Raw genomic sequence first — 14,678 nt, forward strand, 5'->3', positions numbered from 1 at the left:
GCGCATGCTGGCGCTGGGTACGCACCCGCGACTGGCGGCGATGCTGCTATCTGCGGGTTCTGGCGTGGAACAGGCGCTGGCCTGCGACCTGGCCGCGCTGGTGGAAGCGCGCGACCCGCTGCGCCAGGGCGGTGATGCCTTGGCAGCGCGCTGGCGGGCGCTGGCGGCGTTCCGTCAGGGCCGGGCACCACACGACGCCAATCGCGGGGCGCTGGCGGCCATTGATGCCGCCAGCAAGCAGTGGCGACGACGCCTGCGCTGCGACACCGCCCCGCCCTCCTCGGTGGAGGCGCATCAGCTGGGCGACCTGCTGGCGCATGCCTTCCCGGACCGGATTGCCGCCCGCCACCCGACCGATCCGTTGCGCTACCTGCTGGCCAATGGCCGCAGCGCGCGCCTGTTCGATCCCAGCGACCTGCGCGGCGAGCCATGGCTGGTGGCGGTGGAGCTGCGCTTCGAGGCACGCGATTCCCTGCTGCTGCGCGCCGCACCGGTGGATGAAACCCGCCTGCGCCGCGACTTCCCGCAGCGCTTCGTGCAGGAAGACGTGGTGCGCTGGGACGGCGACAAGCGGGCGCTGGTGGCGCTGCGCGAGACCCGCTTCGACCGCATCGTGCTGGACAGCCGTTCCGCCGGAAGGGTGGATCCGGCGCAGGCCGCGCAGGCGCTGACCGAGGCAGTGCGCGAACTCGGCCTGCAGGCGCTGCCGTGGACCGACGGGCTGCGCCAGTGGCAGGCCCGCACCGTGGGTCTGCGCCACTGGATGCCGGAACTGGAGCTGCCGGATGTGTCCGACGCGGCGCTGCTGGCGACGTTGTCCGAATGGCTGACCCCGGCCTTCAACGGCAAGACCCGGCTGGATGCGCTGGATGAGAGCACGCTGGGCGAGGCACTGAAGTCACCGCTGCCGTGGGCACTGCGGCAACGCGTGGACCAGCTGGCTCCGGTACGGATGGCGGTGCCGTCCGGCATGGAGCGCGCCATTCATTACGCACTGGAGGCAGATGGCGTCACCCCGCTGCCACCGGTGCTGGCGGTGAAGCTGCAGGAGCTGTTCGGGCTGGCCGACACCCCGCGCATTGCCGACGGCCGGGTGCCGCTGACCCTGCACCTGCTCTCGCCCGGCGGACGGCCGCTGCAGGTGACCCAGGATCTGCGCAACTTCTGGGCCAACACCTATGCGGAAGTCAAAAAGGAAATGAAGGGACGGTACCCCAAGCATCCGTGGCCGGATGACCCGTGGACCGCCACCGCCACGCACCGTGCCAAGCCGCGCGGGACGTAAATGGCGATTGCCGGGCAAGCCCGGCACTACGTAGAGCCGGGCTTGCCCGGCTGCTTTTTGACCACGCGGTCAGCATCCAGTCACGATACGGATAACACGCTCTACACGGCCATCGCGCCACACTGGATTTCGACCCGAGGCAAAGGACCCCACATGAGCAGACTGACCGTGATTACCGACCGCGCCCTGGAGCGCGCCCTGGATTTGGCCAGCAGCGCCGGCGACGGCCTGAAGCATGCAGGCAACAGCCTGGGCAGCAACCTGCGTCACTTTGGCCCGCAGGCCACCGACTGGATCAAGACCGGTGCCGCGCTCGGTGCAGTGAAGACCGGCGGCAAGGCCGCCGCCAAGGTGGTGCGCCGTAACCCGGCCGCAACCATTGCCGTGGCGGCGGTGGGCGTGGGCCTGCTGGGCTACGCGCTGTACCGCAAGCAGCAGAAGAAGAAGGCCGCGCAGGGCGGTGTGGTGGATGGGCAGGCGCAGCGCATTGCCGCGCGCAATCGTCGCACCAGCACCGTGATTGACGAGCACAGCGATATTGGCAGCGATGCGTGATTGAGATTCAAGGTTTGATGAAAGCGCCGCCGGCAGTGTCCGGCGGTGTTTTTGTTTCAGTCGACCTGCCGCCATTGGCCGGGTTGCAGGTCATCCAGGCGGTGCGGGCCCATGGAGACGCGCACCAGCCGCAGCGTGGGCAGGCCGACGGCGGCGGTCATGCGCCGCACCTGCCGGTTGCGGCCCTCGCGCAGGGTGATCGCCAGCCACGCATCGGGCACGGTCTTGCGGAAGCGGACCGGCGGGGTGCGTTCCCACAGTGACGGGGCTTCCAGAATCTCCACGCCGGCCGGCAGGGTCGGACCGTCGTTGAGCTGTACGCCACGACGCAGTGCCTGCAGGGCCTCATCGGTCACCGAGCCCTCCACCTGCACCCAGTAGGTCTTGGCTTCCTTGTGCTTCGGGTCGGTCAGGCGGTTGGCCAGACGCCCATCGTCGGTGAGCAGCAGCAGGCCTTCGCTGTCGTAGTCTAGGCGGCCGGCGGCGTAGACGTCAGGCGGCAGGCCGAACCCGGCCAGAGTCGCGCGCGGCGGCTGGCTGCGGTCGGTGAACTGGCACAGCACGTTGAAGGGTTTGTTGAAGGCGATGAGCATGCGGCCATTGTCCCATCCCCCGCGAGCGACGACCAACGGTCGTCGCCGTGCAACGGCGGCTTTGTATCAACGCTTCACAAAGCGCAGGGTCATGCGGTCGCTTTCGCCAATCGCCTTGTACTTGGCGGCATCGGCGGCGTCGTGGTTGTTCGACGGCGGCAGGGTCCACACGCCATTCGGGTAGTCCTTGGTGTCGCGCGGATTGGTATTGATCTCGCTGCTGCCAGCCAGCTCGAAACCAGCGGCCTTGGCAAGCGCGATCACCTGCGCCTGACCCACATAGCCGCTCTTGTCGTCCGCCGGCACATCGGCCTTGGCGCGGTGCTCCACTACGCCCAGCACGCCGCCCGGCTTGAGCACGTTGTAGAAGCCCTTGAACATGCCTTCGGCCTGGCCCGCGCTGCGCCAGTTGTGCACGTTGCGGAAGGTCAGCACAACATCAGCCGAGTCGGGCGCACCGAACACCGGGGCCTTCGGGTCGTACTTCACGACCTCGGTCTTGTCGAACAGCGCCGGGGTGTCGGCAAACTTCTTGCTTAGGCTGTCCAGACCACGCTGCTGGTAGTCGCGGCCACGGCCTTCGGCCACCGCCATCGGGTCGACCACGGCCGCCACGTAGGTGCCCTTGTCGCGCAGCAGCGGGGCCAGGATCTCGGAGTACCAGCCGCCGCCGGGGGTGATTTCGACCACAGTCTTGCCCGGCTCCACGCCGAAGAACGAAAGGGTCTGCGCCGGGTGGCGGTAAGCATCGCGCTGCACATTGGCCGGGGTGCGGCCCTTGCCGTCCACGGCGGCCTGCACGGCCGGGGTGATGGCCGGCTGCGCGTTGGCACCCGCCGGCTTGATCGCCATGGCAGGGGCCGCGAGCAGCAGCGTGGACACGGTGAACAGGCAGGCACAGCTGAGCGAACGGGCTTTCATCGGCACAACTCCAGTGACGGGATGCGGCGAGACTAGCAGCCCATTGCGTCAAGGTGTTCACAAATCGTTAGTACGGTGGCGTATTGCGGAACACTGTTTTGTGCGGCGTGCCTCGGCGATGTCATCACCGCGCCCGTATCCTGTTCCATTGATTCTCAATGGAGACCTGCCCATGACTGCAGCGCGCGAACTCGGCCGTTCCGGCCTGAAAGTGGCCCCCATCGCGTTCGGCGGCAACGTGTTTGGCTGGGGTGCGGACGAGAAGACCTCGTTCGATCTGCTGGATGCATTCGTTGACGCCGGCTTCAACCTGGTCGACACCGCCGATGCGTATTCGGCCTGGGTGCCGGGCAATCAGGGCGGTGAATCGGAGACGATTCTGGGCCGCTGGTTCCAGCGCAGCGGCAAGCGCGACAAGGTGGTGCTGGCAACCAAGGTGGCCAAGTGGGCCGAACGCCCTGGGCTGTCCGCCGACAACATCGCTGCGGCGGTGGAAGACTCGCTGCGCCGCCTGCAGACCGATGTGATCGATCTGTACCAGGCGCACGAAGACGATGAGTCGGTTCCGCTGGAAACCACGCTGGCCGCGTTTGGCCGGTTGATCGAGCAGGGCAAGGTGCGTGCGATTGGCGCTTCGAACTACAGCGCCTCGCGCCTGCGCGATGCGTTGAAGGTATCCGCCGACTACAAGCTGCCGCGCTATGAAACCCTGCAGCCGGAGTACAACCTGTATGACCGTGCCGGTTATGAGGACGGGCTTGAGGCCGTGGCAAGTGAGCATGGGCTGGGCGTGATCAGCTACTACTCGCTGGCCAGCGGCTTCCTTACCGGCAAGTACCGCAGCGCGGACGATGCCGGCAAGAGCGCCTCGCGCGGCAGCAGCGTGGTGGGCAAGTATGTGAACCCGCGCGGGTTGCGCATTCTGGAAGCACTGGATGATGTGGCCGACTCGCACAAGGCGACGCCGGCACAGGTGGCGCTGGCGTGGCTGATCGCGCAGCCGACCATTACCGCACCGATTGTGAGTGCCACCAGCGTGGGCCAGCTGCAGGATGTGCTGGCGGCGGCGAAGCTGACGCTGAGTGCGGGTGAGCTGGCGCAGCTGGATAGCGCTTCGGCTTGATTTTGTCCGGATGCTGTGGAGACGCGCATGGCGCGTCTCCACACCGGTCGGCAACACCGTAGAGCGGGGCTTGCCCCGCTGCCTTTCGCGATCACGTCTGTTACAAGATGGCCTAACGACCGGACTGATACGTTTGTGCCCGACAGTGCGCGTCAACCAGCTTGAAGATGGCTGCCCCATCCGCGCCGGCTACACGCCTGTTCACGTACTGGTGCGCGGATTTTCCGGTCTTGTCCGTCTTGTGGGTGTCGATCTTCGGGTTGTTCAGGAGATGGGAGACCATGCCCACTTCCTTCCGTTGAATCGCAACGATGAGCGGCGTATCTCCGCTGATGCGGCATGCAACATTCGGGTCCGCCCCGGCCTTCGACAGGAGCTCGACAATGTATCTGGCATTTGGGTGTTTCGATTGCGCGGCGATCAGCAGCGGCGGGTCATGCAGCCCGTCACAGACGTCCGGGTCGCCGCCCGCGTCAAGGTACGTTTCGACGCCCTCCAGATCACCCATGGTTGCGGCACGACACAGGCGGGCAGCGGGCGTCATAGACGCCGGGGCAGGCGTGTGCAGCTGGTCATGGCGCTTGATCATCTCGAAGATCGCCTCACCGGTCGGACTGTAGGCACACTGCTCAGCCAGCCGGTACGCCGTCATTCCGTTGTTGTCAGGTCTGTGAATCTGGACGCCCGGGTGTTCCAGAATGACTGAGATCGTGCTCAGTTGTCCGCGTGGAATCGCAAGGGTGAGCACGCAGGCACCATCGATCTGGCTTACCACGGCCGGATGAGCGCCACTTAGTGCAAGCAGTTGAACCATGGTGCCTGCATCGCGGTGGTCGCAGCGCATCGCAGCCAGTATCGGCGGGTCATTCTGCGCGTGGCAGTGGTCCAGGTTCATCCCTTCGTCAACAAGGGTCTCGACGCGTGGATAGTCTCCCGCCACCACTGCTTCGTACAGGCGCGCGGAGAAGTAGAGCTGCGCCGCGCGCTTGCTCGCCGCCGTTGAATGGTTCTCCTGCTGCTTTTGAATCAAGTGCCCGTCCGTTCGCCGGGTGGGCGACGCGGACGCCTGCGACTGCTCGTTCCTCATATGGGTGACGGGGAGGCGCGGCTCGTCTGCGTGCAGTCGTGGAGCCGGTCGGGAATCTGGACGAACTGGAAGCTGCTTCGGGGAGTCTGGAACTTTACCAATCATCGTGGTGATCTCGATGGACGGGGCGTGACGCATACGCCCAGGTGGGAGGGGGCGCGGAGTATCCCTGCTGGGCTGCGCGGTTTCTTCCAGATATCCGTCATGGTTTCGGCGGGCGCGTGCGGGTCGGTTGTCGCGTGGACGCGCATGGCGCGTCCCTACGGCCCCGTGGCAATCGCCACACAATGCGTGTAAGGTACGCGCCCATCGCCGTCCCGTGCGGTCCCACCCTTCAACCTGAGGCCCCCGATGCACCGCACTTCCTTCGCCATCGCTGACCGACTGCCGCGCACGCTGGACGTGCTGCGTGCGCGCGATGCCGCAGGTGCGAAGCACCCGGCCACACCCTGATCTTCCTGCGCGGAGATCGGGCTTCCGATCTCCGAGGCACGCCAACGCCCTCGGATGCTGCATCCGGGGCGTTTTTGTTTGCGTTGGCGTCAAAGGAATGAATCCATGAACACGCAACACACATTTGAACTGCTGCACGCCGAAGGCCCGACCCCGATCAAGGGCTGGGTGCGCGGGGTGCCGGTCGACGAGCTTGCCCAGCAGCAGCTGCGCAACATTGCCAACATGCCCTTCGTGGGGCCATGGGTCGCGGTCATGCCTGACGTTCACGTCGGCAAGGGCGCGACCGTGGGCTCGGTGATTCCCACCCGCGGCGCGATCATCCCGGCCGCAGTCGGGGTGGATATCGGCTGCGGCATGGCCGCGGTGCGCACCACGCTGCGGGCTGAGGACCTGCCCGACAACCTGGCCCAGCTGCGTAGCAGCATCGAACGCGCGGTGCCGGTCGGCAACGGCAAGGGAGGCGAGCACCGGTTGTTGCCCGACAGCATCCGCAGCCGGATCGAGCGCTCCGGGCTGGTGCAGGGACTGGACGCGATCAAGCAGCGGCACCGCAAGATCCGTACCGACAAGCTGGCCTGTCAGATCGGCACGCTGGGCGGCGGCAACCACTTCATCGAGATCTGCCTGGATGAAACCGGGGCGGTGTGGGTGATGCTGCACAGCGGTTCACGCGGCACCGGCAACCTGATCGGCACCTATTTCATCGAGCAGGCGCGCGAGCTGCTGGCGCGGCGGGTGCTCGGCTTCCACCTGCCGGACAAGGACCTGGCGTTCTTCCTGCAGGGCGAGCCGCTGTTCGACGACTACGTGCAGGCGGTGGGCTGGGCGCAGGACTACGCGCGCGAGAATCGTGAAGCGATGATGGCGCGGGTGCTGGCCGAGATGCGGTTGCGGCTGCCGAAGTTCCAGCTGGAGAAGCTGGCGGTGAACTGCCACCACAACTACGTGCAGAGCGAGACCCACGGCGGCGAGGAACTGCTGGTGACCCGCAAGGGCGCGGTGAGTGCACGCGCCGGCGAGCTGGGGATCATTCCCGGCAGCATGGGCACGCGCAGCTACATCGTGCGGGGCAAAGGCAATGCCGAAAGCTTCCACAGCTGCAGCCATGGTGCCGGCCGGGTGCTGAGCCGCAGCGCGGCCCGGCAGCAGATCACCCTGGCCCAGCACCGCGAGGCCACCGCGCATGTGGAATGCCGGAAGGACGCGGCGGTCATCGACGAATCGCCAGCGGCGTACAAGTCGATTGACGCGGTGATGGCGGCGCAGAGCGATCTGGTTGAGGTGGTGCACACCTTGCGGCAGGTGGTGTGCATCAAGGGGTGACGCAAGGAACGCCGGGCGCAAGCCCGGCGAAGAGCGCAATCATCCTGTGCACGTAACAATTCGTAGGTACCACGCCATGCGTGGTACACGCGCGCAGCGCGTCACAAGCGTCCGTAGACGGTTTACCGCGGGTTGCGATGGATTTTCCGACGTTTGGAGCCGGCCGAAGACATGCGTCAGGTGTTCATGTCGTCGGAACCAAGAGCAGCCACGCAGGGCGTGGCTCTACGACATCAAGGCATGATGCAGCCCGACGCCTGCCCTGACACCTTCCGCCATCGCCAACGTAATGTTCCCCATCGTGGTCGCATCACCCGCCGCATACACCCCCGGCACACTGGTCTGCTTCTGCGCGTCTACGGTCAACAGCACACCCACCGGGCTGTCTTCCAACGCACACCCCAGCTTCTCTGCCAGCGGCGACGCCATGTGCTGACGCGCAGTGACGAACAGCGCGCGGATGTCGATGCGACGACCATCGGCAAGCACCGCGGCACTCAACTGCGGTGCCTCACCCTCCAACGACACCACGGACGTGGTTTCCAAGGTGACACCGCGTCGCTGCAGGATCACGAGGTCATCCGCTTCGATCTCCTCCCCTTGGGTAAAGAACGTCACCTGCCCCCAGTCGGCCAGCACACTGGCCATCTTCGGCGACATCGCATGTCCGCCCAGCAGCCCAATCGAACCACCACCAATCTCATAGCCATGGCAGTACGGGCAATGCACGACACTGCTGCCCCAGCGCTCAGCCAGGCCGGGCAACTCGGGCAGCTCATCACGCACACCCGTCGCCAGCAGCACCTTGCGCGTCGCCCAGGTCTCACCGCCTTCGGTACGCAGCGCAAAGCCATCCGGCGTGGCATGCCCGTCCACCACGGTGTCGTTGCTCCAGCGCACGGTGGGGTAATCGAGCAGCTGCGCCTTGGCCTGCTTCAGCAATTCGCTGCCGGCAATGCCATCCAACCCCAGCACGCCATGCGAATGCGCGGCGAAGCGGTTGCGGGGTAGCCCAGCATCCACCACCAGCACGTTGCGGCGGGCGCGGGCGAGGATCAGGCCAGCAGAAAGGCCGGCAAAGCTGCCGCCGACGATGATGGCATCAAAGGTCATGGGAACCTCCAGAAGTGTGTTTGGCGAGGTGCACGGCGAAGTCCGCGCCCAAGGTGGCAAGGGTGGTGGCCTGAAGGCGCGCTTCCAGCAGCGCCTGGGCCTGGCGGTAGCTGTCGTCCAGCGCGTCGTTGACCACCTGCATCACCGGGCAGCCACGGCCGCCTTCGCGTACGCCGGTGTGCAGCAGGGTGGGCGAGCCGAGGGCGTGGTAGACGTCCAGCAGGGTGATCTGCGCCGGGTCGCGGGCGAGCTGGCTGCCGCCGCCGTGGCCGCGTACCGTCTGCACGATGCCGCCCTTGCCGAGCTGGGCCAGCAGGCGGCGGATCACCACCGGGTGGGTGGGCAGGCAGGTGGCCAGCTGCTCGGAGGTGCGCGGGCCGGATTGGCCGACCAGGTGGGCGACGATGTGGAGGGCGTCGGAGAACTGGTTGTTGGATTTCATGTAACTACGATAGTTACATTAGGGACGAGTGTCCAGTTCTGGTATCAGGCATGTGCATGGTTGCCGGCCAGCGGCCGGCACTACCGTTCTGCATTTATCTGTAATGGAAATGTAATGAGACGCTCACTCGCGTGAATGAGACAGGAAATGTGAGGCGCGTCTCACTTCAGAATGAGGCGGGGCTATCCGATATCCGATAGCCCTCTCCCATCTGCAGTGCCGACATGTCCAAACCCTCCCCTTCCGCGCCGACGCGCGCCTTCAGCCTGCAGTTCAAGCTGCTGGGTGCCCTTTCCGTTGGTCTGGCCGTGGTGGTGCTGTGCGCCGTGGCGGGGCTGGGCTCAGCGTGGTTGAACCTGTCGACCACGATCCCGCCGGAAGTGGCCCGCAATGCGCAGGCCGAAGCACTGCAGCGCGAGTTCCGCATGCAGGTGCAGGAGTGGAAGAACGTGTTGCTGCGCGGCAGCGATGAGGCGCTGCGGACCAAGCACCTGAGTGCCTTCGATGCACAGGGCGAGAAGGCGCGTTCGCTGGCGGAGGGGTTGGCCGAAGGCAACGACGCCGAAACCGTACAGTTGGCGAAGACCTTCATCGGCCAGCACGCCACGCTGGAAAAGGACTACCACGGCGCGTTGGAGGCGTTCGCCGCCAGCGGCTACAACCCGCAGGAAGGTGACACCCTGGTGCGCGGCAAGGACCGGGCGCTGGGTACCACGCTGGATGCGCTGGGTGCACGCACGGCGCTGGTCTCCGAAGCGGCGGTCAAAGCCCGCTCTGAGCAGGCGCGGCGCATGCTGGTGATCTGCGCAGTGCTGACCGCTGCAGCGGCAGTGGTCCTGATGGTGCTGCTGGGCGCGTGGCTGCGTCGTGCGGTCATCGCCCCCGTGGTGGCGGTGGAAGCGGCGGCGCGTGCGGTGGCCCGTGGCGAGCTTGATCACCACGTACAGGTGCACAGCCGCGACGAGATAGGTCGCTTGGGCACGGCGATGATGGACGTGACCCGAACCCTGAAAGAGGTACTGGCCGCGCAGGCGCATATGGCCCAGCGCCATGAGGCCGGTGAGATCAGCTACCGCATGGATGCCAGCGCGTTCGCCGGCGGCTACGGGCAGATGGTGCGCGATACCAATGCCCTGGTGGACGCACACGTGCAGGTGCAGTTGCAGGCGATCCAGATCATGGGCCGCTATGCGGTGGGCGACCTGGCGCAGGACATGCAGCGACTGCCCGGCGAACAGGCGGTGATCACCGAGTCGCTGGATACGGTGAAGCGCAACCTCGGCGCAATCAATGCGGAGATCAAGCGGTTGGCGCAGGCGGCGGCGCTGGGCGACTTCAGCCTGCGTGGTGATGCCGCCGGCTTCCAGCACGACTTCCGCGACATGGTGGTGGGCCTGAATCAGCTGATGGACACCACCGAGCGCGACCTGGGCGAACTGTCAGGCGTGCTGCAGGCCATCGCGCGCGGAGATCTCAGCGCGCGCATGCAGGGCCAGTTCCATGGGGTGTTCGCGCGCATGCGCGACGACGTCACCGCCACCAGTGAGCAGCTGACCGACATCGTCGGTGGTATCAAGCAGTCGGCGCAGGCGATCCAGACCGCTGCCGGCGAGATTGCAGCGGGCAATGCTGACCTCTCGCAGCGCACCGAACAGCAGGCGGCGAACCTGGAAGAAACGGCCGCGTCGATGGAGGAGCTCACCTCTACCGTGCGCCAGAACGCAGACCACGCGCGCCAGGCCAATCAGTTGGCGATCGGTGCGCACAGCGTGGCCAGCGAGGGCGGCGCGGTGGTGGGCAAGGTGGTGGACACCATGCGTGCGATTGAAGCCTCGTCGCAGCGCATCGCCGACATCATCAGCGTGATTGATGGGATTGCCTTCCAGACCAACATTCTGGCCTTGAACGCAGCGGTGGAAGCGGCACGTGCGGGCGAACAGGGCCGCGGGTTTGCGGTGGTGGCCTCGGAAGTTCGTACGCTGGCGCAGCGTTCTGCAGCGGCGGCGAAGGAGATCAAGGGGTTGATCGATACCTCCGTGCAGGACGTGGCCGGTGGCGCGACGCTGGTGCAGCAGGCCGGTGAGACCATGCGCGAGATCGTCGACAGCGTGCAGCGGGTGACCGACATCATGGCCGAGATTTCGGCGGCGTCGCAGGAACAGTCGGCCGGCATCGAGCAGGTCAATCAGACCGTGGTGCACATGGATGAGGCGACGCAGCAGAATGCGGCGCTGGTGGAGGAAGCCTCGGCGGCCGCGCGCAGCATGGAGGAGCAGGCGCTGGCGTTGAATGACGCGGTGGATGTGTTTGTGTTGGCCGATGCCCCGGGGTTGGCGCGCGCGGCGTAGGTTCCCAAGGCCGGCCAACGGCCGGCGCTACCGAGGTCGCGTGCGCCCCGCGGCATGTGGCACGTCCGGCGACCGGTAGCGCCGGCCGTTGGCCGGCCCAGACGGTCCATCACCGCACGAAAGCCGGTCCGGTCATACCTGCGGCGAGGTGATCCAGGAAGCTGGTGATTCGCGCGCTCACCGCCGTGTTGCGGTAATACACCGCATGAATCGGCTGCCGCACTTCCACGGTCAACGCCGGCAGTACCTGTACGAGGGTGCCGGCATCGCGATCACGCTGGGTCATGAAGTCGCTCAGGCAGACGATGCCCGCCCCTGCCTGGGCCAGCCGCAGCAGGGTTTCACCGCTGGATACCGACACCGCCGGTTTGATGTGCAGCAAGGCATCGGTGCGCCCGGGCAGCGGCCAGTGGTTGAGTGAATCGGGTTCGCCGAAGCCCAGCAGCGCGTGCTGCTCCAGATCTTCCACCCGTTTGGGGGTGCCGTTCGCCTTCAAGTAGGCCGGGCTGGCCAGCACCCGTAGACGGCTGTGGCCGAGCGGTCGGGCGTGCAGGGTGGAATCGGCGAGAGGGCCGATGCGGATCTCAACGTCGGTACGGCGCTCAAGCAGGTCGATGTAGCGCTCGCTGCTGTTGAGCTCCAGCGCGACGTCGGGGAAGCGCTCACGGTAGCTGGCCACCAGCGGGGCGATCACATGCAATACGAACGGGGTGGCGGCGTCCACGCGCAGGCGGCCGGCGGGGCGCTCGCGGCGGGCGGCAATCTGCTCCTCGGCAGCTTCCACCGAGGCGACGATGGCTCGGGCCTGGTCCAGGAAGGCGCTGCCTTCTTCGGTGAGCTGCAGGCGACGGGTGGTGCGGGTGAGCAGGGTGGTGCCGAGCTTTTCTTCAAGGCGGGCAAGAGCGCGGCTGACGCCGGAAGTGGTCTGGCCGAGGGTTTCGGCGGCGGCGGTGATGGAGCCGCTGTCGATGACCGCGATGAAGGCCTGCATTTCGTCGAGGGTGGTTTTCATGGGGCGGTCCGGGGGTGGGTCTGGCAACGCGTAGAGCGGGGCTTGCCCCGCTGCTTTGCGGGCGGGTCCGACACCGCGAAGCCACGCAGGGCGTGGCTCTACGGTCGATCAGTCCGACGGTCACGGGGTCAACACCCCAATTATTGCGCACGAATCAATAGTCATTGGCGTGAAGACCGCTTTTTCAGCAACAGTCTGGCGCGCAGACTGCGCAGCCTCATCCCTCACCGGTCTTCTCCCATGTCTCGTGGCATTCCCTTGGCCTTATTGGCGCTCACGCTGGGTGCGTACGCCATTGGCACCACCGAATTCGTCATTGTCGGGCTGATTCCGACCATCGCCGCCGACCTTGGCGTCACCTTGCCCTCCGCTGGCCTGCTGGTCTCGCTGTATGCACTGGGCGTGGCGGTCGGCGCGCCGGTGCTGACCGCGCTCACCGGCCGGGTGCCGCGTAAAACTCTGCTGGTGGCGCTGATGCTGCTGTTCACCGTGGGCAACCTGATTGCCTGGATGGCCCCCACCTACGGCTCGCTGATCGTGGCGCGGGTGCTGACCGGTCTGGCGCACGGCGTGTTCTTCTCGATCGGCTCGATCATTGCCACCTCGGTGGTGCCGAAGGAAAAGGCGGCCAGCGCGATCGCGATCATGTTCACCGGTCTGACCGTGGCGCTGGTCACCGGGGTGCCGCTGGGCACCTTCATTGGCCAGCACCTGGGCTGGCGTGCGACCTTCCTTGCGGTGGCGGCGCTGGGTGTAATCGCCCTGCTCGGCAGCCTGCTGTTCGTGCCGCGCAACCTGCAGCGCAGCGAACCGGCCACCTTTGGCCAGCAGCTGGCAGTGCTGGCGCAGCCACGCCTGCTGCTGGTGTATGCGATCACCGCGCTGGGCTATGGCGGCACCTTCCTGTCGTTTACTTACCTCGCCTCGATCCTGCAGGACGTGACCGGCTTCTCCGCCAATGCGGTGAGCGGGGTGCTGCTGGTGTATGGCGTGTCGGTGGCGATCGGCAACCTGTGGGGCGGCCGCCTGGCCGATCGCCGCGGCCCGATTCCGGCACTGATGCTGATCTTCAGCCTGCTGGCACTGGTGCTGCTGGCGCTGACCTTCACCGCGCACTCCACGGTGCTGGTGCTGCTGACGGTGCTGGCATTGGGCGCGGTGGCGTTCGGCAATGTGCCGGGGCTGCAGGTGTATGTGGTGAAGCAGGCGCAGCGCTTCGCGCCGCAGGCTGCGGATGTGGCTTCGGGGCTGAACATTGCGGCGTTCAATGTGGGCATTGCGATGGGCGCGTCGCTGGGCGGCCTGGTGGTGGACCACCTGGGCCTGCTGCATACGCCGTGGCTGGGTGCGCTGGTGGTGCTGGGTGCGCTGGGGCTGACCGCGCTGAGTGGGCGGTTGGACCGCCGTGATGGCGTGGCGGATCGGGCTGAGGGCATTGCCGTAACGGCGCATTGAGTAGTTTTGTTGTTGAGGGAGCGGGGCAAGCCCCGCTCTACGTTCCCCACACTGGAGTTTTTTATGAGCATTCCTGCATTTGGTCTGGGTACCTTCCGTTTGAAGGACCAGGTGGTGATTGAGTCGGTCCGTAATGCGCTGGATGTTGGTTATCGCGCCATTGACACGGCGCAGATCTACGGCAATGAGGCCGAGGTCGGGCAGGCGCTGGCCGAATCCGGCGTGCCGCGCCAGGACGTGTTCCTGACCACCAAGATCTGGATCAGCAACTTCCGCCGCGAGGCGCTGCGCGCCAGCCTGCAGGAAAGCCTGGGCAAGCTGCGCACCGATGAGGTCGACCTGACCCTGATCCATTGGCCGTCGCCGAAGGACGAGGTGCCGATGGTCGAGTATCTGGGTGCCTTGGCGCAGGCGCAGGCCGACGGCCTGACCCGGCAGATCGGCATCTCCAACTTCACCATCGACCTCACCCGTCAGGCGGTGGAGATTCTGGGGGCCGATGCCATCGCCACCAACCAGATCGAGGTGCACCCGTATCTGCAGAACCGGGCGCTGATCGCCTACCTGCGCGAACAGGGCATCCATGTCACCGCGTACATGAGCCTGGCCTACGGCGAGGTGCTGAAGGAGCCGGTAATGCAGGCCATCGCCGAACGCCACGGCGCGACCCCGGCACAGGTGGCGCTGGCCTGGGCGCTGCAGCAGGGTTATGCGGTGATTCCTTCTTCGACCAAGCGCGAAAATCTGGCCGCGAATCTGAAAGCCGCTGAGGTCAAGCTGGATGATGAGGACATGGCCCGGATTGCGACGCTGGATCGCGGGCACCGGCTGGCGAACCCGGAGGGAATTGCACCGGCGTGGGATTGAGGCTGCAATGTTCAGGATTCCACACGCAAAAGCCAATACCGTGTGGAATTCTGAACATTAGTGGATCACTCGTTGGATGTTCACTATTTGATACGTTA

13 protein-coding genes are annotated in these 14,678 nt (G+C 66.1%); 7 read left to right on the forward strand and 6 right to left on the reverse strand.

Going from position 1 to position 14,678, the window contains the following annotated elements; translation table 11 throughout:
* Positions 1-1,285, forward strand: a 1,285-nt coding sequence (locus RT551_RS14990) for an ATP-dependent helicase C-terminal domain-containing protein (RefSeq protein ID WP_313460176.1), incomplete at its 5' end; no start/stop codon positions are given.
* A gap of 153 nt (positions 1,286-1,438) precedes the next feature.
* Positions 1,439-1,840: a hypothetical protein gene (locus RT551_RS14995; protein WP_260341549.1), complete on the forward strand. Its 402-nt coding sequence runs from the start codon at positions 1,439-1,441 to the stop codon at positions 1,838-1,840.
* Between the two features lie 56 nt (positions 1,841-1,896).
* Here RT551_RS14995 and RT551_RS15000 read toward each other — a convergent pair whose 3' ends face one another.
* On the reverse strand, positions 1,897-2,433 hold the full coding sequence (locus RT551_RS15000; protein ID WP_313460181.1) for a pseudouridine synthase: 537 nt from the start codon (positions 2,431-2,433) through the stop codon (positions 1,897-1,899).
* 66 nt (positions 2,434-2,499) lie between these two features.
* Positions 2,500-3,354, reverse strand: a complete 855-nt coding sequence (locus tag RT551_RS15005; RefSeq protein WP_313460183.1) for a methyltransferase — start codon at positions 3,352-3,354, stop codon at positions 2,500-2,502.
* A gap of 172 nt (positions 3,355-3,526) precedes the next feature.
* Here RT551_RS15005 and RT551_RS15010 point away from each other — a divergent pair, with 172 nt between their 5' ends.
* Positions 3,527-4,477, forward strand: coding sequence for an aldo/keto reductase (locus RT551_RS15010; RefSeq protein WP_313460186.1), 951 nt, complete (start codon positions 3,527-3,529; stop codon positions 4,475-4,477).
* A 112-nt stretch (positions 4,478-4,589) separates the two neighbouring features.
* Here RT551_RS15010 and RT551_RS15015 read toward each other — a convergent pair whose 3' ends face one another.
* Positions 4,590-5,507 (reverse strand): ankyrin repeat domain-containing protein, encoded by a 918-nt coding sequence (locus RT551_RS15015; RefSeq protein WP_313460188.1) that lies wholly within the window; start codon positions 5,505-5,507, stop codon positions 4,590-4,592.
* 615 nt (positions 5,508-6,122) lie between these two features.
* Between RT551_RS15015 and RT551_RS15020 the strand changes: the two genes are divergently transcribed.
* Positions 6,123-7,343, forward strand: coding sequence for an RtcB family protein (locus RT551_RS15020; protein ID WP_313460190.1), 1,221 nt, complete (start codon positions 6,123-6,125; stop codon positions 7,341-7,343).
* Between the two features lie 225 nt (positions 7,344-7,568).
* Here RT551_RS15020 and RT551_RS15025 read toward each other — a convergent pair whose 3' ends face one another.
* Together RT551_RS15025 and RT551_RS15030 are read right to left on the reverse strand one after the other, a co-directional pair.
* Complete coding sequence (locus tag RT551_RS15025) at positions 7,569-8,456, reverse strand: NAD(P)/FAD-dependent oxidoreductase (protein WP_313460191.1); 888 nt, start codon at positions 8,454-8,456, stop codon at positions 7,569-7,571.
* Complete coding sequence (locus RT551_RS15030; RefSeq protein ID WP_313460192.1) at positions 8,446-8,898, reverse strand: Rrf2 family transcriptional regulator; 453 nt, start codon at positions 8,896-8,898, stop codon at positions 8,446-8,448. The genes RT551_RS15025 and RT551_RS15030 overlap by 11 nt, the downstream gene beginning before the upstream one ends.
* Before the next feature lie 224 nt (positions 8,899-9,122).
* Here RT551_RS15030 and RT551_RS15035 point away from each other — a divergent pair, with 224 nt between their 5' ends.
* Positions 9,123-11,246 carry a methyl-accepting chemotaxis protein gene (locus RT551_RS15035; protein ID WP_313460194.1) on the forward strand — a complete coding sequence of 708 codons (2,124 nt, stop codon included), beginning with the start codon at positions 9,123-9,125 and terminating at the stop codon, positions 11,244-11,246.
* A gap of 109 nt (positions 11,247-11,355) precedes the next feature.
* On the opposite strand, the gene RT551_RS15040 is transcribed toward RT551_RS15035, so the two are convergent.
* Positions 11,356-12,258 carry a LysR family transcriptional regulator gene (locus RT551_RS15040; protein WP_313460196.1) on the reverse strand — a complete coding sequence of 301 codons (903 nt, stop codon included), beginning with the start codon at positions 12,256-12,258 and terminating at the stop codon, positions 11,356-11,358.
* Positions 12,259-12,498: 240 nt separating this feature from the next.
* Here RT551_RS15040 and RT551_RS15045 point away from each other — a divergent pair, with 240 nt between their 5' ends.
* Positions 12,499-13,713 (forward strand): MFS transporter, encoded by a 1,215-nt coding sequence (locus RT551_RS15045; RefSeq protein ID WP_313460197.1) that lies wholly within the window; start codon positions 12,499-12,501, stop codon positions 13,711-13,713.
* 63 nt (positions 13,714-13,776) lie between these two features.
* Positions 13,777-14,580 (forward strand): 2,5-didehydrogluconate reductase DkgB, encoded by an 804-nt coding sequence (gene dkgB, locus RT551_RS15050; RefSeq protein ID WP_313460198.1) that lies wholly within the window; start codon positions 13,777-13,779, stop codon positions 14,578-14,580.
* Positions 14,581-14,678: the final 98 nt, after the last annotated feature.

The organism is Stenotrophomonas sp., assembly GCF_032103445.1.
In the GTDB taxonomy this organism is placed as follows: domain Bacteria; phylum Pseudomonadota; class Gammaproteobacteria; order Xanthomonadales; family Xanthomonadaceae; genus Stenotrophomonas.